The sequence below is a fragment of the Pantoea phytostimulans genome (genome assembly GCF_046118715.1).
In the GTDB taxonomy this organism is placed as follows: Bacteria; Pseudomonadota; Gammaproteobacteria; order Enterobacterales; family Enterobacteriaceae; genus Pantoea; species Pantoea phytostimulans.
On the sequence record NZ_CP173698.1, the window covers coordinates 455,377 to 476,028 of the forward strand.

Sequence of the window (20,652 nt, forward strand, 5' to 3'; positions counted from 1 at the left end):
CTCGCTATTTTTTGTTATATTTTCAGCGTTGTCAGGAGAGTAGTACTTTCACATTTGAGGTGGTTATGAAAAAAATTGCATGTCTTTCAGCACTGGCCTGTGTTCTGGCTGTATCCGCAGGTTCCGCAATGGCGCAAAGCACTGTATCTGGTGGCTATGCGCAGAGCGATTATCAGGGCGTTGCTAACAAAGCTAACGGCTTCAACCTGAAATACCGCTACGAAGACGGTTCTAACCCACTGGGTTGGATCGGTTCTTTCACTTACACCGAGAAAGATCGTACCGAAGCTGGCGTTTATAACAAAGGCCAATACTACGGCATTACCGGTGGTCCTGCTTTCCGTCTGAACGACTGGGCAAGCATCTACGGTGTTGTTGGTCTCGGCTACGGTAAGTTCGAGCAGAACACTACCGCATCACGCGACAAATCTGATTCAAGCGACGTAGGTTTCTCTTACGGCGCAGGTATGCAGTTCAACCCAATCGAAAACGTTGCACTGGACGTGGGCTACGAGCAGAGCCGCATCCGTAACGTTGACGTTGGCACCTGGATTGCTGGCGTAGGTTACAGCTTCTAAGTTCAGCTTAGACTGCCTATTCCAAAACGGCCCTTAATGGGCCGTTTTTTCGTTTCTGCACTTCCTCGTCTTTTCTCACCTTATTCATTGACCTTTCCCACCATCATTGAGTCAGGCGCGCACTTTTTCGACTCAGAAATGCACTGCGCTTTCCAGATTAGGATGAAAATTTAAACGGATGATTGAACAACGCAATGTCGCAGATTAAAAGGGCACAAACTAACGAAGCGAGCGCGGTCGATGGGGAGTTAACAAGATTGGTAGCCCTTCAGCATTAATGTGAAAGGCTTAAAAAGCGGGATGTTTAGCCGCGCCAGATCAGGTTTTGGCAGCGACGATTGTCAGTTTTTTTACCGAGCAATTTTTCGATCAACATCAGACGAAGCGTAAAAGGGGAACGCGTCAGCAGGCACAACCAGGATTTGATATCCACGGACGTTGTTTTTTCAGCCTGGAAGCATTTGCTGCAATCTAAACAGCTTTTTAGGGTGCTCATAGAATCACCTCCCAATGAATGTTGACGCAAAAGTAAGCAGAGATCGTCAATTAAGCTTAGAACAACAGCAATGATGAAAAAGGATCTTGCACGATCTTCACTGGCTGACCAGCGTTGCTGCTTACATTATCGACAAATATAGCATTGGCTATATCCTTTAGCCAATGCTAATTAGGAAAAATTTGAGCTTCTTTGCACCTGGTTTACAATGAGCGCAGCTAATCCGTAGAGCAGGTTGAATACGGATAATAATAAAGAGGAAGTTGAATGAGTCGTCGTGCTAAAAGCGTGGTTTCTGCCCCGCAAGGACCACTAAAAGATATTGAAGAGCATGTCGAAGGTTTTCGGCAGGTGCGTGAAGCGCATCGCCGTGAACTTATTGATGACTACGTTGAGCTAATCTCTGATTTGATTGGTGAATTTGGCGAAGCGCGTCAGGTTGATATGGCTGCGCGCCTCGGTGTCTCACAGCCGACGGTAGCGAAAATGCTGAAGCGCCTGAGCATCGCCGGTTTGGTTGAGCAGGTTCCTTATCGCGGCGTGTTCTTAACCAGTGAAGGTGAAAAGCTGGCGGAAGAGAGTCGTGCACGCCATTACATTGTTGAAACCTTCTTGTTAGCGCTGGGCATTAGTCCAGAAACCGCGCGCCGCGACTCTGAAGGCATTGAGCATCACGTCAGTGATGAAACGCTGGCCGTCTTCCAGAAGTTCTACGAAAATCGCTAACCTTTAAGGCGAACGGCCAACATGCCCACTCTTTTTCGCTCCTTTTTGCATGACCGAATTTTGCATCTGCTGTTAATCATTGGAGCGATCTTGCTATTTCTGGCCAACTTTCGTTGGTCAGACCTGCCTGGCGCCGTGGACTGGCATACCATTATTACGCTGACAGGATTGTTGATCCTGACAAAGGGATTAGAAGTCAGCGGCTATTTTGATGTGCTAGGCGAGCGATTAATCAGCCGTTTTAAGCATGAGCGGGCATTGGCCTTGTTTATGGTGTTAGCCGCGGCGCTGCTTTCTACCTTTCTGACGAACGATGTTGCACTGTTTATTTTGGTGCCGCTAACGTTAACACTACGAAAATTCTCTCGCTTACCCCTTTCACGTTTAATCATTTTTGAAGCGTTGGCGGTCAATGCTGGCTCGTTGCTAACGCCGGTCGGTAATCCGCAAAATATTTTGCTATGGAGCCACGGTTCTCTCAGCGTGGCGGGATTTATCGGGCAGATGTTTCCCTTGGCGGCTTGGCTGCTGCTGAGCCTGGTTGCATTGACCTGGTGGAGCTTTTCAACGCGAGAAATACAAAAACATCAAAATAATGAAACGCATCAATGGCGGAAGCCGCTGTTTGCGGTGAGCGTCTTGCTGTATGTGCTGTTTATTGCCGCATTGGAATGGCATCTCACTGGCTGGGCACTCCTGTTGATTGTGCTGTGCTTTTTAATCATGGCGCGCCCGGTATTGCTCAATATCGACTGGAGCTTGCTGGCAGTTTTTATCGCCATGTTTGTTGATGTCTATTTACTCACGCGCTTGCCCGTTTTACAGGCGCATTTCGATGCGATTACGCATCTTGGCGACGGCGCGCTTTACTTGCTGGCTATCGCGTTATCACAAGTTATTAGCAACGTACCGGCGACTATTCTGCTGCTGCAAAAAGTGCCTTCTTCAGAGGTACTCGCATGGGCAGTAAATATCGGTGGCTTCGGTCTGCTGCCTGGTTCTCTTGCCAATTTGATTGCCTTGCGTATGGCAAAAGATCGCCGCGTTTGGTGGCGCTTTCATCTCTTTTCCCTGCCATTGCTCGCCTGGGCAATGCTGAGCGGCTGGCTGCTGCTGCGCCTGATTTCCTGACATCATTTCGTCCTGCTAATGAATTAATTGGCAGGACGTGCGTCTTTCATCAAGTTATGTAAAGTTGCACTGGAATTTGTCAGTTTCCCATCTAAGGTTAATTTGACCTTTTATGCCCGGGAATTAGGGCCTTAGCCAGTGATGGGAACTATGAGCGAGAAAGATCAACGCGAGCCACGCCAGGAAGACGCTGATAACGCGGCGGATAAAAACAGTCAGTCACAAGAAAACCAGAATAACGATGAACCCGAACGTAAACGCCCCGGTAAAAAGCCGCTGATTATTTTAGCGATTATCGTTGTGGTGATGCTGATCGTCGGCTTCTATTTCTGGTTTAGTACCCGCAATGAAGAGACCACTGACGATGCCTTTACCGAAGGTGATGCGGTCACTATTGCGCCCAAAGCCTCAGGTTATGTCGTCAAACTGCTGGTTAAAGATAACCAGCGGGTGAAAAAGGGTGATTTGCTGGTTGAGATTGATCCCAGTGATACCAGTGCGCAGCGCGATCAGGCTAAAGCCCAGCTTGGCTTAGCGCAGGCACAATTACATCAGGCGCAGGCGCAACTGGCGCTGTCTCGCGTTCAATATCCGGCGCAGCGCGATCAGGCGTTAGCCGATCAAGCCAAAGCGCAGGCAAATATGATGAATGCCCAAGCCGATTATCGCCGTCAGCGCGGTGTTGATCCGCGCGCGACCAGCCAACGCAATATTGATACCGCGAATGCGCAACTGCGTTCCGCGCAGGCACAACTGCAAAGTGCCAAAGCACAAGTTGAAGTGGCCTCTCAGGTTGCTTTGCAAATTCGTCAGCAGGAAACCAATGTCGAAGCGCGTCAGCAGCAGGTTGAACAGGCTAAAGCGCAACTCAACACGGCAGAGTTAAACCTTTCATACACTCAGGTTCGCGCACCTTACGACGGATTCGTGACGAAACGTAATGTTCAGGTCGGTACGCTGGTGCAGGCTGGCAGTTCACTTTTCTCGCTGGTGTCAGCCGACATCTGGATTACGGCCAACTTTAAAGAGTCGCAACTTGAGCGCATGAACCCAGGCGATAAAGTGGCGATCACTGTCGATGCCTGGCCAGACATGAAGCTGCAAGGGCATGTGGACAGTATTCAAATGGGTTCCGGCTCGCGCTTCTCGACCTTCCCGTCGGAAAATGCCACCGGCAACTACGTAAAAATTGTTCAACGCGTACCGGTGAAAATCGTTATTGACCACGGTTTAGATCCCAACCATCCGCTGCCGCTGGGTCTGTCGGTTGAACCGAAGGTGACGGTGGAATGAGCCCAACGCAGAGCTGGAAACCCGCCAGTAATCCGTGGCTAGTTGCCATCACGGTTACGCTGGCGGTGTTTATGGAGATCCTTGACACCACGATCGTCAACGTAGCGTTGCCGCACATCGCGGGTTCGCTCTCTTCCAGCTACGATGAGTCAACCTGGGTGTTGACCTCGTATCTGGTGGCAAACGGCATCGTGCTGCCCATCTCTGCCTTTTTCAGTCGCCTGTTTGGCCGCAAGCAGTTCTTCTTGATCTGCATTGTGATGTTCACCATCTGCTCATTCCTGTGCGGTATCGCCACCGAACTGTGGCAAATCATTCTGTTCCGCGTATTACAGGGGTTTTTCGGCGGAGGCTTGCAGCCGGTGCAGCAATCGGTGCTACTTGACTACTTCAAGCCGGAAGATCGCGGCAAAGCCTTTGGTCTCTCCTCTATCGCCATCATTGTTGCGCCAGTGATCGGGCCAACGCTTGGTGGCTGGATTACGGATAACTACAGCTGGCGCTGGGTATTTTTCATCAATATTCCGGTAGGAATTTTAACCGTAATGGCGATCTATCAACTGCTGGAAGATCCGCCGTGGGAACGCAAATGGGCTAAAGGTCGCCTGAAGATCGACTACATTGGCATATCACTGATTACCCTCGGGCTTGGCTGTTTACAGGTGATGCTGGATCGCGGTGAAGATGAAGATTGGTTTTCTTCAAACTTCATTGTGTTGTTTGCCATTTTGGCGGTTATCGGCATTGTTGGCGCGGTTTACTGGCTGATGTATGCGCGTAAACCGGTGGTCGACATCCTGGTGATGAAGGATCGTAACTTTTGGGTGGCGGGTTTATTGATGGCGGGTATGGCGATGATCCTGTACGGCAGTTCGGTGGTATTACCGCAGCTGGCACAGCAGGATTTGGGTTATACCGCAACCTGGTCTGGCTTGGTGTTATCGCCGGGCGCCGTGTTGATCGTGATGACCATTCCGCTGGTGCTTAAGCTGATGCCGATCGTGCAGACGCGCTATATCATCGCCTTTGGTTTTAGCTGTCTTGCCGTGGCGTTTTTCTATTCGGCAACCTTAACGCCGAATGTCGATTTTACCACGCTGGTGTTGATGCGTAGTGCTCAGTCAATTGGCCTGGGTTTCTTGTTTGTTCCTTTGACCACCATCGCTTTTGTCACCATTCCGCAACGACTGAATGCCGATGCCTCCGCGCTGTTTACCATGTTTCGCAATGTGGCAGGATCGATTGGGATCTCACTTTCTACCGCGGCGATCACCGAGCGTGAACAGGTGCGGTCGGCGCACATGGTGCACAACATGACACCGCTCAATGAGCCGTTCAATCTTACCGTGCAGCACTGGGCGCAGGCGATCCGTGACTTTACGTCGGCTGTTGGCGATCCGATCACCTTAGCCACCGGGCAGCTTTATCAAGAGATGATTGCCCAGTCGCGCATCCTCGCTTATATCGACGTCTTTTCAGGTTTGAGCATCGTCGCCCTGATATTGATTCCATTTTGTTGGCTGCTGTCGCCGATTAAAAGCGAAGGCAGTGCAGGAGCACACTGACATGAAGTTTATGTTTTCTCGCGGCCTCAAACCGTTGAGCTTATTAACACTGGCAATGTGGCTGGCAGGTTGCGCCGTTGGGCCCGATTATCAGGCACCGAAACCGCAAATGCCGGGCGGTTACAACTCGCTGGAATCACAAGAAGCCTCTAAACCGCGATCGTCAGCGATCAACGCTCGTTGGTGGCGCAGCTTCAACGATCCGCAACTCGACAGCCTGATTGCGCGTGCCATTGAAGGCAACCTGACGCTGCAACAGGCAGTGCTGCGCATTGCGGGCGCTCGACAACAGCTGGCGCAAGCGCAGGGCGGTTTGTTTCCCAGCCTGAACGGTTCAGCCAAAATGACGCGTCAGCAGCTAGGACTCGAGGGCCTGTTGAAGTCAAATGGCGCTTACGATCAGCTTGATAGTGATGTTACCAACCAGCTGAATAGTCTGACACAGCCGGTTAATCTCTATCAAGGCAGTTTTGATGCCAGCTGGGAGCTTGATTTATGGGGCAGGGTACGACGTCAGGTTGAGGCAGCGAACGCACAGACGCAGGCAGCGATTGAGCAGCGTAATGATGCGTTAGTGTCGTTAGAAGCTGAAGTGGCGCGTGCCTGGCTGCAACTGCGCGGCGCGCAATCGACGGTGCAGACGCTACAGCAGCAGATCGATGTTGCCCAGCAAACCGTAGAGTTGACGCAAAGTCAGCAACGTAACGGCTTAGCACCCGTGACCGATGTGGAAAATGCGCACGCTCAGCTCAGTACGCTGCAGGCGCAGCTGCCGCAATATCAGGCTCATGCGCGTCAAGCGATGAACGGCTTAGCCGTGTTATTGGGTAAAACGCCGGGCGCGTTGGATGCAGAACTCAATACGCCAAAAGCGCTGCCAACGCTGCCGCAAATTGTTTCAGTCGGCATTCCATCCACACTGGCTCGTCGTCGACCAGATATACGTCAGGCTGAAGCCACGCTACACGCGCAGACGGCCAATATTGGCGTCTCGGTAGCCCAACTCTTTCCGAGTCTGTCATTAACCGGTCAGCTGGGTGTACGTAACACTGATGTTAGCTATTTAGATAACTGGAGCAGCCACTTCTACAGCTACGGGCCCTCGCTGTCGATTCCGATTTTCCAGGGCGGTCAGTTGGTTTCCAGTGTGAAATTGGCGCGCGCGCAGCAAGCCAGCGCAGCACTCGATTATCGCCAAACGGTACTGACCGCATTGCAAGATGTGGAGAACGCGCTGGTAAGTTACCGCGCCGACCAGCAGCGTGTCACCGCGCTGGATGAAACCACGGGTGCGCTGCAACGTGCGTTTGACCTTGCCAGCGACAGTTATCGACAAGGCCTGTCGACATTCCTTGACGTACTGGATGCACAGCGCCAACTGGCGCAAGCGCAGGAGCAGGCGACGCAAGCGAGGATGCAAAGCGGATTAGACTTAGTCGCCTTGTATAAAGCCTTGGGGGGGGGTTGGGAAACGTATCAGAACGTTACGTTGCCGCAATATGATGTGTTTGGCCCGGCAACCCAGGTAAATTAATCCCCCTTCACCTCTCACTTTTATTGCTTTTGGATACGCGGCTGTGATGAAAACACGTTTCATCACAGCCCGCTGACCTGTCGGCCACACGCGAGATCGGGTTTCATCCCGAACACATGATGGGCATGGTCATCGCGGCCATTCAGGCGTTTACCGGCGTTAAAATCCGAATTTATTACGCGCCAGTGTTGTTAAAAGCGGCGGATATGAGCGATAGCGTATTCTTATTTAACACCCTTACCACGGCGCTATTTCTGTTTTAATGGCGTTAGTCAGTATTTAGCTGTTGGAAAAAACAGCTCGCTGTACCCCAACAAAGCTGGGGAAATGGGATGGCATGGCTTGCTTATTATTTATCAACAACGCTGGCTATTTAATGCCGGAGCAGCGAATGGCTAGCCGGATGTTTTGTGCAGTGAAAGGGGATTATTGCGTATGCTTATGTCTCATCGCTTTCATCAAGGCGTGCTTTCACCGGTGAGATGATTGCTGTTTTAGAAATTCTTCCTACGCGCCTGGGTTATGGATGGCGCAGTATTTGCCATAGGGACAGCGAATTTCATTAATTCACTGATGTTTCCTGTTTTACTGGCGAGCGCAGGGCTGTCTGATCTCTTTTTTATCTGTATCGCGAGCGCGTATAGCAGACCATTTTTGTGATTTTGTGTCTTCCTGAAACGCATAACCGACGCCTGGAACAGAGGAAACATTATTTGCATGATGGGTTATCATCCGATGAAGAATCACAAGCATTAACCTCTGTAATTAAAAAACGCCAACGTGAAGAATTCGTAAGGGTTATAAAAATTTGATTTATTAAGCCGCTTTTTTAAAGCAGTGGCTTGTAGAACCTTCTGATTGAGATCGTGGTTTAGTCCCCGTTAAAAGCCGCGCGCCAACGTCTGCGGGAATAATCCTGTTACCTTTTTATGATTTTGTTTAAAAGCAATCAGGAAGAATTTATGAAATGCTCGCGTCTGAAATCGATTCCAGAGTTTGAGGTTAACGCCACGAGACTGTTAATTCTACGTTAATAAAGCCCATAAAATGAGGTGATAAAAAAAGCGTAGCGATTTAAATTAGCGCTCAGAATAATCTGTAGCGTAAAATTAATTTATTTTTTTATTTGAATTAGGTAATCTTAACGCTACAGTTTTAATTACCCCCCTCAATCAAGGACATTGTGATGAGTGACGCATTTAAAGTTCTGAACAACATTCGCACATTACGTGCCCAGGCTCGTGAACTGCCGCTGACTGACCTGGAAGAAATTCTCGAGAAATTAACCGTTGTTGTGACCGAACGTCGCGAAGAAGCAGAAGCGGAAGAGACTCAAAATCGCGAAAAAGAAGAAAAGCTCTCTAAATATCGCGAAATGCTGTTGGCAGACGGCATTGACCCAAATGAATTATTAGGCGCTCTGGAGCCAGGTAAAAAACGTTCTAAGCGTGCTCCGCGTCCAGCAAAATATTCTTATACCGATGAAAACGGTGAAACCAAATCATGGACCGGCCAAGGCCGTACACCAGCAGCGATTAAAAAAGCATTGGATTCAGGCAAGAGCCTGGACAGTTTCCTGATCGATTAATCGACACGATCCTTGTATGCGGGAGCCGAGGGCCAATATTGGCGCCTCGGCTTTTTTATTTACACCTGTTTATCAACTACTCTGCTTAGCCCGCACGCCTTGCGCTGGCGTGCGCTACATCACATCTGGCATAATAGCCGCCGTTTTTTCATCCACTTCTTCACAAAGGTCAATGCCGTGTTAGTTAGCAGCAATATCACCATGCAGTTTGGCAGCAAGCCACTGTTCGAGAACATCTCCGTTAAATTTGGCGGCGGTAATCGTTACGGTTTAATCGGTGCGAACGGCAGCGGTAAATCCACCTTCATGAAGATTCTGGGTGGCGATCTGGTGCCAAGCGGCGGAAATGTTTCTTACGATCCGAATGAACGTATCGGCAAGTTACGCCAGGATCAGTTCGCCTTTGAACAATATAGTGTGCTCGATACCGTTATCATGGGTCACCATGAATTATGGGAAGTTAAAGAAGAACGCGATCGTATATATGCTTTGCCAGAAATGAGCGAAGAAGATGGCTATAAAGTCGCAGACCTTGAAGTGCTTTACGGTGAAATGGATGGTTACAGTGCGGAATCACGTGCCGGAGAGTTATTACTCGGTGTAGGTATTCCAGTTGAGCAGCATTATGGTCCGATGAGCGAAATTGCACCGGGCTTTAAATTACGCGTGTTGTTGGCGCAGGCGCTGTTCTCTAATCCTGATATTTTGTTGCTGGACGAACCGACCAACAACCTGGATATCGACACCATCCGCTGGCTGGAGCAGGTTCTTAACGAACGCGACAGCACCATGATTATCATTTCGCATGACCGTCACTTTTTGAATATGGTCTGTACGCATATGGCGGATTTAGACTACGGCGAACTCCGTGTTTATTCGGGCAACTATGACGAATATATGACCGCAGCCACTCAGGCCCGCGAACGTCTGTTATCGGATAATGCCAAGAAAAAAGCACAAATTGCCGATCTGCAATCATTTGTTAGCCGCTTTAGCGCCAACGCCTCTAAATCGCGCCAGGCAACTTCACGTGCGAAACAGATGGATAAAATTAAGCTGGATGAAGTAAAAGCCTCCAGCCGACAGAACCCGTTTATTCGTTTTGAACAAGATAAAAAATTGTTCCGTAATGCGCTCGAAGTTGAAGCGATTACCAAAGGTTTTGATAACGGTCCGCTGTTTAAAAATTTAAACCTGATGCTTGAAGTCGGCGAGAAATTAGCGGTGCTGGGTGCCAACGGTATCGGTAAATCGACTTTACTGAAAACGCTGGTGGGCGAATTGACGCCGGAAAGCGGCAACGTTAAATGGTCAGAAAATGCGCGCATCGGTTATTACGCTCAGGATCATGCCGAAGATTTTGCAAATGATCTCACCGTGTTTGACTGGATGAGCCAGTGGAAACAGCAAGGTGATGACGAGCAAGTCATTCGTGGCATTTTGGGCCGCCTGCTGTTTTCTCAGGATGATATTAAGAAGCCAGCTAAAGTGCTTTCCGGTGGTGAAAAGGGACGCATGCTGTTCGGTAAGTTAATGTTGGAAAAACCGAACATCCTGATTATGGATGAACCCACCAACCACCTTGATATGGAATCCATTGAATCGCTGAATATGGCGTTGGAAATGTATGAGGGGACGTTGATTTTCGTTTCACATGACCGTGAATTCGTCAGCTCGCTGGCAACTCGCGTCATGGAAATGAAAGAAGATCGCATCGTGGACTTCACCGGTAACTACGAAGATTACCTGCGCAGTCAGGGCATCGTCTAAAAAAACGGGGTAGCGCTGGCTACCCCGTTTTTTTTCTTCGCTATTTGTCGCCACACACTTCGCAGTGCGCATCCTGCGCCACCTTCATGCTGCGGAATTCTGCACTCATGGCATCGTACATTAATAAGCGAGATGTTGCGGGCGTGCCGTAGTGTGTCAGCAGTTTAATCGCTTCCATTGCTTGCATAGCTCCAATTACACCCACCAGCGGGGCCATGACGCCAGCTTCTACGCAGCTTAATGTCTGCTCGCCAAAAAGGCGGCTAATGCAGCGATAGCAGGGCGTATTCGGCTGCCAGGTAAACACGCTGATTTGGCCTTCCATACGAATCGCTGCACCGGAAACCAGCGGCACGCGCTGATGACGGCATAAGCGGTTTAGCTGCTCGCGCACCTGAACGTTATCGGTGCAGTCCAGCACCACATGATGCGTGGCGATCAACGTGCGCATCGCTTCATCCTCTAGCCGCGTGCTCACGGTATTCACCTGGCAATGTGGATTAATCATCGCCAGACTTTGCGCAGCAGATTCCACTTTGGCGTAACCAATATCTGCATCATGGTGCAATATTTGCCGTTGCAGGTTTGAGAGCGAAACCGTGTCGAAATCAAGCAACGTCAGGCTTCCTACGCCCGCTGCGGCTAAATAGGGCGCAGCGGCACAGCCTAATCCCCCTAAACCTACCACCAACGCACGGCTGGCTTTGAGTTGCTCTTGTCCGTCAAAATCGAAACCACGCAACACAATTTGTCGGTTATAGCGCAGCATTTCTTCGTCGCTTAATTCGGGCAGCATTTACCCCTCCAGCAGCGCGTTGAACGGTTCAATTTCAACCCATTCACCCGCTTCAACATTCTCACGCTCTCGCTCCAGAACAATAAAGCAGTTGGCCTGTGCGAAGGAGCTAAAAACATGTGAACCTTGTGGCCCGGTGGAATGCACTTCTAATTCGCCCTGATCGTTACGACGGTAGAAGCCGCGCTGGAAATCGAGGCGGCCCGGCGTTTTTTTCAGGCGTGTTGCCGCACGGACTTTTTGACGCGGCGGCAGCGCTGATTTTTTCTGGCCCGTTAGCGTGGCGAGCAGCGGCACAACCAGCTGATAAAATGTTACTGCAGCGGAGACCGGATTGCCTGGCAATCCACAAAACCAGCTGTTAGCCAGGCGACCAAAAGCAAACGGTTTGCCGGGTTTGATGGCCAGCTTCCAGAAAGTAATAGCGCCTAACTCTTCCAGCATGGTTTTGGTGAAATCAGCTTCACCGACAGAAACACCGCCGGTGCTGATCACCACATCGGCCTGACGATCGGCTTCTTCAAAGGCAGCACGCAGCGCGTTGGGATCATCTTTAATAATGCCGAGATCGATAACTTCACAGCCCAACTTTTTCAGCATTAAAGAGACGGTAAATCGATTGGTGTCGTAGATTTGGCCTGCTGCCAAGGGTTGGCCTACTGGCTGCAATTCATCACCGGTTGAAAAAACCGCAACGCGAAGTTTACGCAACACGCTGACCTCTGCAATGCCCAGCGAGGCCAGCAGCGGTAATTCTGCAGCACCCAACCTGACGCCTGCCGCAAGCACGCCTGTGCCTGCACGAATGTCATCACCAATCAGGCGAATGTTCTGACCCGCGTTCACCGGCGCGTTAAAAATAATCGCGTCGTCGCGCTGTTCGGTCTCTTCCTGCATCACCACCGCTTCACAGCCTGCGGGAACCGGCGCGCCGGTCATGATGCGGATGACGCTGCCTGCGGGCCAACTGCCTGTAAAGGGCGCACCGGCAAACGCTTTCCCGGCGACAGGCAGCGGAATACCTCTGTTGATATCAGCGAGGCGCACGGCGTAACCATCCATCGCGGCGTTATCAAAAGGCGGCACATCAATAGGGGAGGTCACGGCGCGAGCGGTAATACGTCCTGCGGCTTCGGTCAGTGGCACACTGAGTGAATCGGTAATGGGCGTCAGCTGCGCCAGCATTTTTTCCTGAGCTTCCTCAAGGGAGATCAATCCTGCGGTAAAGCTTTCCATTGGGTATCAACCTGGGTTATCGCATTTGCTGCTTATTATGGTGGCATTTGCGCAAGGAGTCACATCTGCTGCAACGGTATAAGCCACAATAAAAGGTTATGACTGTTGAGACAGTTTCCGCTTTACAACCCTTAGCAGGCTTTCTATAGTCAAAAACGACTAAAAATGGCTGAAAACCATTCTAAATCAGTGTTTTTCCATCTGATGCAACGACAGGGTAAGCGTTATGGTAACAGCAGTTATCGCCATTCACGGTGGTGCAGGCGCGATTACGCGTGCCGCGATGAGCGCAGAAAAAGAACAACTATATCGTCAGGCATTAACCGATATCGTTACGCGTGGACAACAGATGTTAGAGCAGGGCGCCAGCGCATTGGATACGGTGACGGAAGCGGTACGTCTGCTGGAAGAGTGTCCGCTTTTCAATGCGGGCAAAGGCGCGGTTTTTACCCATCAAGGCACGCATGAACTCGACGCCAGTGTAATGGATGGCCGCACGCTGGAAGCCGGTGCAGTCGCGGGCGTCACGCGCATTCGAAATCCTATACTGGCTGCACGCGCAGTGCTGGAAGCGAGCCCGCATGTGCTGTTTATCGGTGAAGGCGCCGAGCAGTTTGCCGCATCACAAGGCATTGAGCAGGTTGAACCTGATTATTTCTCCACACCTGAGCGCTGGGAACAGCTGCAACGTGCGCTAAACAGCGATCAGATGGTGCTTGATCATGATGGTGAAGCACAACGTCACAGTGATGATCCGCTCGACCCCGATCGCAAATTTGGTACGGTTGGCGCGGTGGCACTGGATCTCGAAGGGAATCTTGCTGCTGCGACATCCACCGGCGGCATGACTAATAAACAAGCCGGACGCGTGGGTGATTCCCCGCTGCCAGGTGCCGGTTGCTACGCTGACAACGACAGCGTGGCGGTTTCTTGCACCGGCACAGGCGAAGTCTTTATCCGTACGCTGGCCGCCTACGATGTTGCCGCGCAAATGCGCTACGGTGGACGCAGCCTGCAGCAGGCTACTGTGAGTGTTATTCACGATAAAGTACTGGAAATGGGCGGAAGCGGCGGTCTTATCGCTATCGATCATGCAGGGAATGTCGCGCTGCCGTTTAACAGTGAAGGCATGTATCGCGGATTTGCGCGGGTAGGTGAAGCCGCTGAGGTGGCGATCTACCGCGAAAGCTAAGGAGCATGCATGACTGAGCGGAAAACGATGCCGCCAATGGCGCCGGATCAGGTGTTAGCGGTGCGCGATTTAAATGTGCGCTTTCGTCACGAAGGCACGGTAACGGAAGCTGTGCGTCACCTTTCACTTGATCTTCATCGCGGTGAAACCTTGGCTTTAGTGGGGGAATCGGGTTCGGGTAAATCAGTCACTTCGCTGGCCTTAATGCGTTTAATTGAGCAGACCGGCGGAGAAGTCAGCGGCGAAATTCAGCTGCGGCGTCGCAACGGCGACGTGCTGAATATTACGCACGCCTCATCCCGCCAGATGCGACGCGTACGTGGCGCCGATATGGCGATGATTTTTCAGGAGCCGATGACGTCGCTTAATCCGGTGTTTTCGGTCGGCGAACAGATAGCCGAATCGATCCGCTTACATCAGGGCAAAACGCACAGCCAGGCGCTGGCTGAAGCGCGCCATATGCTGGATTTAGTGCGTATTCCTGACGCGCAAAACGTGTTAACTCGTTTTCCTCATCAACTTTCCGGCGGCATGCGTCAGCGTGTGATGATCGCCATGGCGCTGTCGTGTAAACCCGCGTTGCTGATTGCGGATGAACCCACTACCGCGCTTGATGTCACTATTCAGGCGCAAATCCTGCAACTGATCCGTGTGCTACAAAAAGAGATGCAGATGGGTGTCATTTTCATCACGCATGACATGGGCGTGGTGGCTGAAATGGCCGATCGCGTACAGGTGATGTATCGCGGTGATGTGGTAGAAAATGCGCCGGTCGAGCAGCTATTTAGCGCGCCGCAGCAGCCTTACACACAAGCATTACTGGCGGCGGTGCCCAAACTCGGCTCAATGAGCGGACTCAGCTTACCGGCTAAATTTCCGCTGCTGCACAGTGAAAGCAGTGAAGAAGCGCCGCAAGATACGGTTCGCCGCGCCGAACCCCCTATTTTGCAGGTGCGTGATTTAGTGACCCGGTTTGATATTCGTGGCGGCTTATTAAATCGGGTGAAAAGTCGAGTACATGCCGTGGAGAAAGTCAGTTTTGATCTCTTTGCCGGCGAAACATTGGCGCTGGTGGGCGAATCGGGCTGTGGTAAATCCACCACCGGACGCTCATTGCTGCGTCTGGTCGCCAGCCAAGGCGGCACTATCACCTTTAATGGTCAACGCATTGATGATTTATCCGGTCAGGCGCTGGCGCATTTACGCCGCGATATCCAATTCATTTTTCAGGATCCTTACGCCTCGCTCGATCCGCGCCTGACGGTGGGTTTTTCCATTATGGAGCCGTTGCTGGTGCATAACGTCATGCCGCGCCGCGAAGCGGAGCAGCGCGTCGCCTGGCTGCTGGAAAAGGTGGGTTTGCTGCCGGAACATGCGCAGCGCTATCCGCATGAATTTTCTGGAGGCCAACGCCAGCGTATTTGTATTGCTCGTGCGCTGGCGCTTAATCCAAAAGTGGTGATTGCTGATGAATCGGTATCGGCACTCGACGTATCAATTCAAGCGCAAATCATCAATCTCATGCTCGATCTACAGCGCGAATTTGGCATCGCCTTCTTGTTTATTTCCCACGATATGGCGGTGGTGGAACGCATCAGTCATCGCGTGGCGGTGATGTATCTTGGCCAAATTGTTGAGATGGGCCCGCGTCAGGCGGTGTTTGAACAGCCGCAGCATCCTTATACCAAAAAGCTAATGGCGGCGGTGCCTGTCGCCGATCCGGCGCATCGTCGTCGCGAGCGAGCATTGATGGTAGATGAAATTCCTAGCCCAATCCGTTCATTGGGTGATGAACCAGAAGTGGCTCCGCTGATGGAAGTGGCACCGGGCCATTTTGTTGCCCGTCATGTTATCAGCGTGGCCTGAGTACCATGATCAAAGAATGATGAAAGCACGCCGCTTCGGCGGCTAACCAGACAGGGATTACAGGAGAGTAAGATGCACATTACGATGCGTAAAGGGTTACTGGCTGCGGGCGTGTTGAGTAGCGTAATGACGCTGCCTGCCTGGGCGGCACAAGATGCGGTGATTGCTGTTGCATCCAATTTCACTACCATGGATCCGTACGATGCCAACGACACATTGTCGCAGGCGGTAGCGAAATCGTTCTATCAAGGTCTGTTTGGCTTTGATAAAGAGATGAAGCTCAATAATGTGCTGGCTGAAAGTTATCAAGCCAGCGCTGATGGTTTGACTTATACCATCAAGCTGCGCTCTGGCATCAAATTCCAGGATGGCACAGACTTCAACGCCGAAGCCGTTAAGGTGAACCTCGATCGCGCCAGCAATCCTGATAATCACCTGAAACGCTATAACCTGTTTAAATATATCGCAACCACCGAAGTGGTGGATCCCACCACGGTTAAAGTCACCCTCAAGCAACCGTTCTCAGCCTTTATCAACAATCTTGCTCACCCGGCGGCGGCAATGATTTCGCCGACGGCGTTGAAAAAATATGGCAAGGAGATCGGTTTTCATCCAGTAGGCACCGGCCCGTTTGAGTTCGTGACCTGGAATCAGACCGACTTTGTGAAGGTGAAGAAGTGGGACGGATACTGGAAAAAGGGCTATCCGAAACTCGACAGCATTACCTGGCGTCCGGTCGTAGATAACAATACCCGCGCGGCGATGCTGCAAACGGGCGAAGCCAACTTCGCTTTCCCGGTGCCCTATGAGCAGGCCAAACTGCTGGAGAAAAACGCCAAGCTGGATGTCGTCACCACGCCATCGATTATGCAGCGTTACATCAGTCTCAACGTCACGCAGAAACCGTTTGATAACCCGAAAGTACGTGAAGCGCTGGAATATGCCATTAATCGCGACGCGCTGGCAAAAGTTGCGTTTGCCGGTTATGCCACGCCAGCCACCGGGATCGTGCCGCCAAGCATCGATTTTGCCCAAAAATATCCCGCCATTCAGTACAATCCGGCGAAAGCCCGTGAACTACTGAAGGAAGCGGGTTATCCCAACGGCTTTGAAACGACGTTGTGGTCTTCTCATAACCACAGCACTGCGCAGAAAGTATTGCAGTTTACTCAGCAGCAGCTGGCGCAGGTCGGCGTGAAAGTAAAAGTCACGGCAATGGATGCGGGCCAGCGTGCCGCTGAAGTTGAAAGCAAAGGCCAGAAAGAGAGCGGTGTGCGCATGTTCTACACTGGCTGGTCCGCCTCAACGGGTGAAGCGGACTGGGCGTTGACGCCGTTGTTCGCTACTGCTGCCTGGCCGCCAGCCATTTTTAATACCGCGTTTTACAGTAATCCGCAGGTCGATAAAGATCTGGCTGATGCGCTGAAAACCACCGATCGCGAGCAAAAAGCCAAATTCTATAAAGACGCGCAGGATAGCATTTGGAATGACCATCCGTGGATCCCGCTGGTGGTTGAGCAGCTGGTGTCAGCGAACAGCAAAAACCTCACCGGTTTTTACGTTATGCCTGACACCTCATTCAATTTTGATGAGGCCAGCCTGAAGTAACGGAGCAGGCCAGCCTTGTTGGCTGGCCGCTATTGCGCAGGATGTTGCATGTTTAATTATTTTCTAAAACGCTTATTGGGCCTGATTCCTACGCTGCTGATTGTTGCGGTGCTGGTTTTCCTGTTTGTTCATCTGCTGCCGGGCGATCCGGCACGCTTGATTGCTGGCCCCGAAGCGGATGCCTCGGTGGTGGCGCTGGTACGTCAGGAGCTGGGATTGGATCTCCCGCTGCCTCAGCAGTTTTGGCATTTTATTCTCAACGCTCTGCAGGGTGATTTCGGTCAGTCGATGGTGTCGAAACGACCGGTAGCCGATGAGATCGCTTCACGTTTTATGCCGACACTGTGGTTAACGCTGGCCAGCATGATTTGGGCGGTGATTTTCGGCATGACTATCGGCATTGTTTCAGCGGTATGGCGCAACCGCTGGCCCGATCGCATTGGTATGACGCTGGCGGTTTCCGGCATCTCGTTTCCCGCCTTTGCGCTTGGCATGTTGCTGATGCAGGTCTTCTCGGTTGAGCTTGGCTGGTTGCCAACCGTGGGAGCCGACAGCTGGCAGCACTATATTTTGCCATCAATCACCTTAGGGGCTGCGGTAGCGGCGGTGATGGCGCGCTTTACCCGCGCCTCCTTTGTTGAAGTGATGCAGGAAGATTACATGCGTACCGCTCGCGCCAAAGGGGTACGTGAATCGCTGGTGGTGGTGAAACACGGCCTACGTAACGCCATGATCCCGGTGGTTACTATGATGGGGCTGCAGTTTGGCTTTCTACTCGGCGGGTCGATTGTGGTGGAAGTGGTGTTCAACTGGCCGGGATTGGGCCGCTTGCTGGTGGATTCAGTGGCAATGCGCGATTATCCGGTGATTCAGGCCGAAGTCTTGCTGTTCTCGCTGGAATTCATATTGATCAATCTGTTTGTTGACATGCTCTACGCGGTCATCAATCCAGCCATTCGCTTTAAGGAATCGCGATGAAAAACTGGCGACGCGAAGCGGCACTGAAAACCATGCCGCTGATGACGGAAAATCGGGTACGTACGCCGTGGGGGGAATTCTGGCGACGCTTTAAGCGCCAACCGGTCGCGTTATTGGCGGGGCTGTTCGTCGTGATATTAATCGTGCTGGCGTTTATCGCCCCTTACATCGCCCCCTTTGATGCTGAAAACTATTTTGACTACGACCGGCTGAATGAAGGGCCATCGTTAATGCACTGGTTTGGCGTGGATTCATTGGGCCGGGATATCTTCAGCCGCGTGCTGGTGGGCACACGCATCTCACTGATTGCGGGTTTCTTCTCTGTGGCGATAGGTGCCCTGATTGGCACGCTGTTTGGCTTGCTGGCAGGTTATTACGAAGGCTGGTGGGATCGTATTACCATGCGCGTCTGCGACGTGTTGTTTGCCTTTCCCGGTATTTTGCTGGCGATTGCGGTAGTCGCGATCATGGGCAGCGGCATGAGCAACGTGATCGTTGCGGTCGCCATTTTTAGTATCCCGGCCTTTGCCCGTTTGGTGCGTGGCAATACGCTGGTGCTCAAACATCAAACCTATATTGAGTCGGCACGCAGTATTGGCGCGTCTGACTGGACGATCTTGATGCGTCACGTGCTGCCGGGTACGGTATCACCGATTGTGGTCTACTTTACCATGCGCATCGGGACCTCCATTATCACCGCCGCCAGCCTCTCGTTCCTGGGTTTGGGCGCGCAGCCACCGACACCAGAATGGGGTGCCATGCTCAATGAGGCGCGAGCCGATATGGTGATTGCGCCGCACGTTGCCCTCTTTCCGAGTCTTGCGATCTTCCTCACCGTTTTAGCCTTTAATTTACTGGGTGACGGGCTGCGTGATGCACTCGATCCTAAACTAAAGACATGAAACCTTTCGATTACGATCAAGACTTCAGCACCATCGACTTTCGCAAACACCCGGAGCTCTACCAGGTGGGACGCGGTGAGCAGGGCGTGCTGATGGTCCAGCCCTATAAAGGCGAAATTTTACCGCACTGGCGTTTTCGTACCGTGCCGATTGCTGAAGAGTCAGCAGCAAAAATTATGCAGCTGTTCGAGGCGTATCGTGCGCAAGATGATTTTGTTGGCATGGATATGGCGCGCAAGTTTATTCAAATGGGGTACACCCGCGCTCGCCGCTACAGCAATCATCAAGGTGGACGCAAATATGATGCAGAAGGCAAAGAGTTGCCGCGCGGCGTCAATGAAGAAAAAGCCGCAGCGGCAGCGGTCTTCAAAACGTATTGGGATCGTCTTCGGGGTGACGAGGATTATCTAACGCGCAAAAAAGCACACCAACAAAAATATGGCTAATGCACTCAACGCGTTAATAAATCTGACTTTCATTCTCCGCCGAGTAGAGGTTCTACTGCGAGCGTGAAGGCTTGCACTGTTTCCAGTAAATCGCTGGCGGGAAGGTAACGAATGAAAATGCCGCCCGGTTTGCAAGGTTACGTAAAAAACGCAAAGGTTGTGTTTAGATTGGACGTTTGCTTAAATTCGCGGTTGATATTTGCCTGTTACGCTTAATAATAAACAGGCAAATCAACACTGAAGGCGCGTTTCCTTCAGGTGACGAAGTGGATAATGAGAGAGCTAAATAATGAAAGAGATCGTTAATGGATTTCTGAGTTTCCAACAGAATGTGTTTCCTGAAAGGAAGGATCTTTTCAAAAGCCTGGCGTCGAATCAAAATCCGAAAGCGCTGTTTATTTCCTGTTCTGATAGCCGACTGGTGCCGGAACTGGTGACTCAGCAAGAACCAGGACAGCTGTTCGTTATCCGTAATGCGGGCAATATCGTGCCGTCATTCGGTCCTGAACCGGGCGGTGTCTCAGCAACTATCGAATATGCTGTCGTGGCGCTCGGCGTAACCGACATCATTATTTGTGGTCACTCTAACTGCGGCGCCATGAATGCTATCGCATCCTGTCAGTGCATGGATACGATGCCCGCGGTTAAACACTGGCTGCAATATGCCGATGCGGCAAAAGCGGTAGTGGAAGAGCGTCAATATGATACGCCAGAGAAAAAGCTGAACGAAATGGTGAAAGAGAACGTTATTGCTCAGCTCAATAACATGAAAACCCATCCTTCCGTTGCGGTAGCGTTGCGTAAAGGCGCACTGCGTCTGCACGGTTGGGTTTACGATATTGAAAGCGGATTAATCATTGCGCTGACTGAAGGCGGAAAGCAGTTTATTTCGCTGGCCGATAATCCAGAGACGTGTTTCGAATAATTTTTTCAATCCGCCGCGTTTG

19 protein-coding genes are annotated in these 20,652 nt (G+C 51.4%); 16 read left to right on the plus strand and 3 right to left on the minus strand.

Annotated elements, in window-relative coordinates:
• Positions 1–65: 65 nt before the first annotated feature.
• Positions 66–578: an outer membrane protein OmpX gene (gene ompX / locus ACF2G4_RS02165; RefSeq protein ID WP_215847243.1), complete on the plus strand. Its 513-nt coding sequence runs from the start codon at positions 66–68 to the stop codon at positions 576–578.
• Between the two features lie 304 nt (positions 579–882).
• On the opposite strand, the gene ACF2G4_RS02170 is transcribed toward ompX, so the two are convergent.
• A complete protein-coding gene (locus tag ACF2G4_RS02170; RefSeq protein WP_215847242.1) occupies positions 883–1,074 on the minus strand; it encodes a hypothetical protein in 192 nt (63 codons plus the stop codon).
• A 267-nt stretch (positions 1,075–1,341) separates the two neighbouring features.
• Between ACF2G4_RS02170 and mntR the strand changes: the two genes are divergently transcribed.
• The 8 genes from mntR (at position 1,342) to ACF2G4_RS02210 (ending at position 10,681) form a co-directional block, all read left to right on the plus strand.
• Positions 1,342–1,800, plus strand: coding sequence for a manganese-binding transcriptional regulator MntR (mntR, locus tag ACF2G4_RS02175; RefSeq protein WP_215847241.1), 459 nt, complete (start codon positions 1,342–1,344; stop codon positions 1,798–1,800).
• Positions 1,801–1,821: 21 nt separating this feature from the next.
• On the plus strand, positions 1,822–2,931 hold the full coding sequence (locus ACF2G4_RS02180) for an SLC13 family permease (protein ID WP_215847240.1): 1,110 nt from the start codon (positions 1,822–1,824) through the stop codon (positions 2,929–2,931).
• 141 nt (positions 2,932–3,072) lie between these two features.
• A complete protein-coding gene (locus tag ACF2G4_RS02185) occupies positions 3,073–4,224 on the plus strand; it encodes an HlyD family secretion protein (RefSeq protein ID WP_409075934.1) in 1,152 nt (383 codons plus the stop codon).
• Positions 4,221–5,789 carry a DHA2 family efflux MFS transporter permease subunit gene (locus tag ACF2G4_RS02190; RefSeq protein ID WP_215847238.1) on the plus strand — a complete coding sequence of 523 codons (1,569 nt, stop codon included), beginning with the start codon at positions 4,221–4,223 and terminating at the stop codon, positions 5,787–5,789. Before ACF2G4_RS02185 ends, ACF2G4_RS02190 begins: the two co-directional genes overlap by 4 nt.
• A gap of 10 nt (positions 5,790–5,799) precedes the next feature.
• On the plus strand, positions 5,800–7,323 hold the full coding sequence (locus ACF2G4_RS02195) for an efflux transporter outer membrane subunit (RefSeq protein ID WP_409075935.1): 1,524 nt from the start codon (positions 5,800–5,802) through the stop codon (positions 7,321–7,323).
• A gap of 95 nt (positions 7,324–7,418) precedes the next feature.
• Positions 7,419–7,586 carry an MFS transporter gene (locus ACF2G4_RS02200; RefSeq protein WP_409075936.1) on the plus strand — a complete coding sequence of 56 codons (168 nt, stop codon included), beginning with the start codon at positions 7,419–7,421 and terminating at the stop codon, positions 7,584–7,586.
• Positions 7,587–8,509: 923 nt separating this feature from the next.
• Positions 8,510–8,911, plus strand: coding sequence for an H-NS family nucleoid-associated regulatory protein (locus tag ACF2G4_RS02205; protein ID WP_215847236.1), 402 nt, complete (start codon positions 8,510–8,512; stop codon positions 8,909–8,911).
• Positions 8,912–9,088: 177 nt separating this feature from the next.
• On the plus strand, positions 9,089–10,681 hold the full coding sequence (locus tag ACF2G4_RS02210; RefSeq protein ID WP_215847235.1) for an ABC-F family ATPase: 1,593 nt from the start codon (positions 9,089–9,091) through the stop codon (positions 10,679–10,681).
• 40 nt (positions 10,682–10,721) lie between these two features.
• Here the strand turns inward: ACF2G4_RS02210 and moeB are convergent, their stop codons facing one another.
• The gene (gene moeB / locus ACF2G4_RS02215; RefSeq protein ID WP_409075438.1) at positions 10,722–11,477 is read right to left on the minus strand and encodes a molybdopterin-synthase adenylyltransferase MoeB; all 756 of its coding nucleotides are present in this window, start codon (positions 11,475–11,477) and stop codon (positions 10,722–10,724) included.
• Positions 11,478–12,713, minus strand: a complete 1,236-nt coding sequence (gene moeA / locus ACF2G4_RS02220) for a molybdopterin molybdotransferase MoeA (protein WP_243078267.1) — start codon at positions 12,711–12,713, stop codon at positions 11,478–11,480.
• Between the two features lie 226 nt (positions 12,714–12,939).
• Here moeA and ACF2G4_RS02225 point away from each other — a divergent pair, with 226 nt between their 5' ends.
• The 7 genes from ACF2G4_RS02225 to ACF2G4_RS02255 all read left to right on the plus strand — a co-directional run bounded on the left by ACF2G4_RS02225 (position 12,940) and on the right by ACF2G4_RS02255 (position 20,630).
• Positions 12,940–13,905, plus strand: a complete 966-nt coding sequence (locus ACF2G4_RS02225; RefSeq protein ID WP_409075439.1) for an isoaspartyl peptidase/L-asparaginase family protein — start codon at positions 12,940–12,942, stop codon at positions 13,903–13,905.
• A gap of 9 nt (positions 13,906–13,914) precedes the next feature.
• Entirely contained in the window at positions 13,915–15,771 is a 1,857-nt protein-coding gene (gsiA, locus tag ACF2G4_RS02230) for a glutathione ABC transporter ATP-binding protein GsiA (RefSeq protein WP_409075440.1), read from the plus strand.
• Between the two features lie 72 nt (positions 15,772–15,843).
• A complete protein-coding gene (gene gsiB, locus ACF2G4_RS02235; RefSeq protein ID WP_215847231.1) occupies positions 15,844–17,379 on the plus strand; it encodes a glutathione ABC transporter substrate-binding protein GsiB in 1,536 nt (511 codons plus the stop codon).
• 48 nt (positions 17,380–17,427) lie between these two features.
• Complete coding sequence (gene gsiC, locus ACF2G4_RS02240) at positions 17,428–18,357, plus strand: glutathione ABC transporter permease GsiC (protein WP_215847230.1); 930 nt, start codon at positions 17,428–17,430, stop codon at positions 18,355–18,357.
• The gene (gsiD, locus tag ACF2G4_RS02245) at positions 18,354–19,259 is read left to right on the plus strand and encodes a glutathione ABC transporter permease GsiD (RefSeq protein WP_243078265.1); all 906 of its coding nucleotides are present in this window, start codon (positions 18,354–18,356) and stop codon (positions 19,257–19,259) included. Before gsiC ends, gsiD begins: the two co-directional genes overlap by 4 nt.
• Entirely contained in the window at positions 19,256–19,705 is a 450-nt protein-coding gene (locus ACF2G4_RS02250; RefSeq protein WP_215847229.1) for a DUF4385 domain-containing protein, read from the plus strand. The genes gsiD and ACF2G4_RS02250 overlap by 4 nt, the downstream gene beginning before the upstream one ends.
• Before the next feature lie 289 nt (positions 19,706–19,994).
• The gene (locus ACF2G4_RS02255) at positions 19,995–20,630 is read left to right on the plus strand and encodes a carbonic anhydrase (protein WP_215847228.1); all 636 of its coding nucleotides are present in this window, start codon (positions 19,995–19,997) and stop codon (positions 20,628–20,630) included.
• The last annotated feature ends 22 nt before the right edge of the window (positions 20,631–20,652 follow it).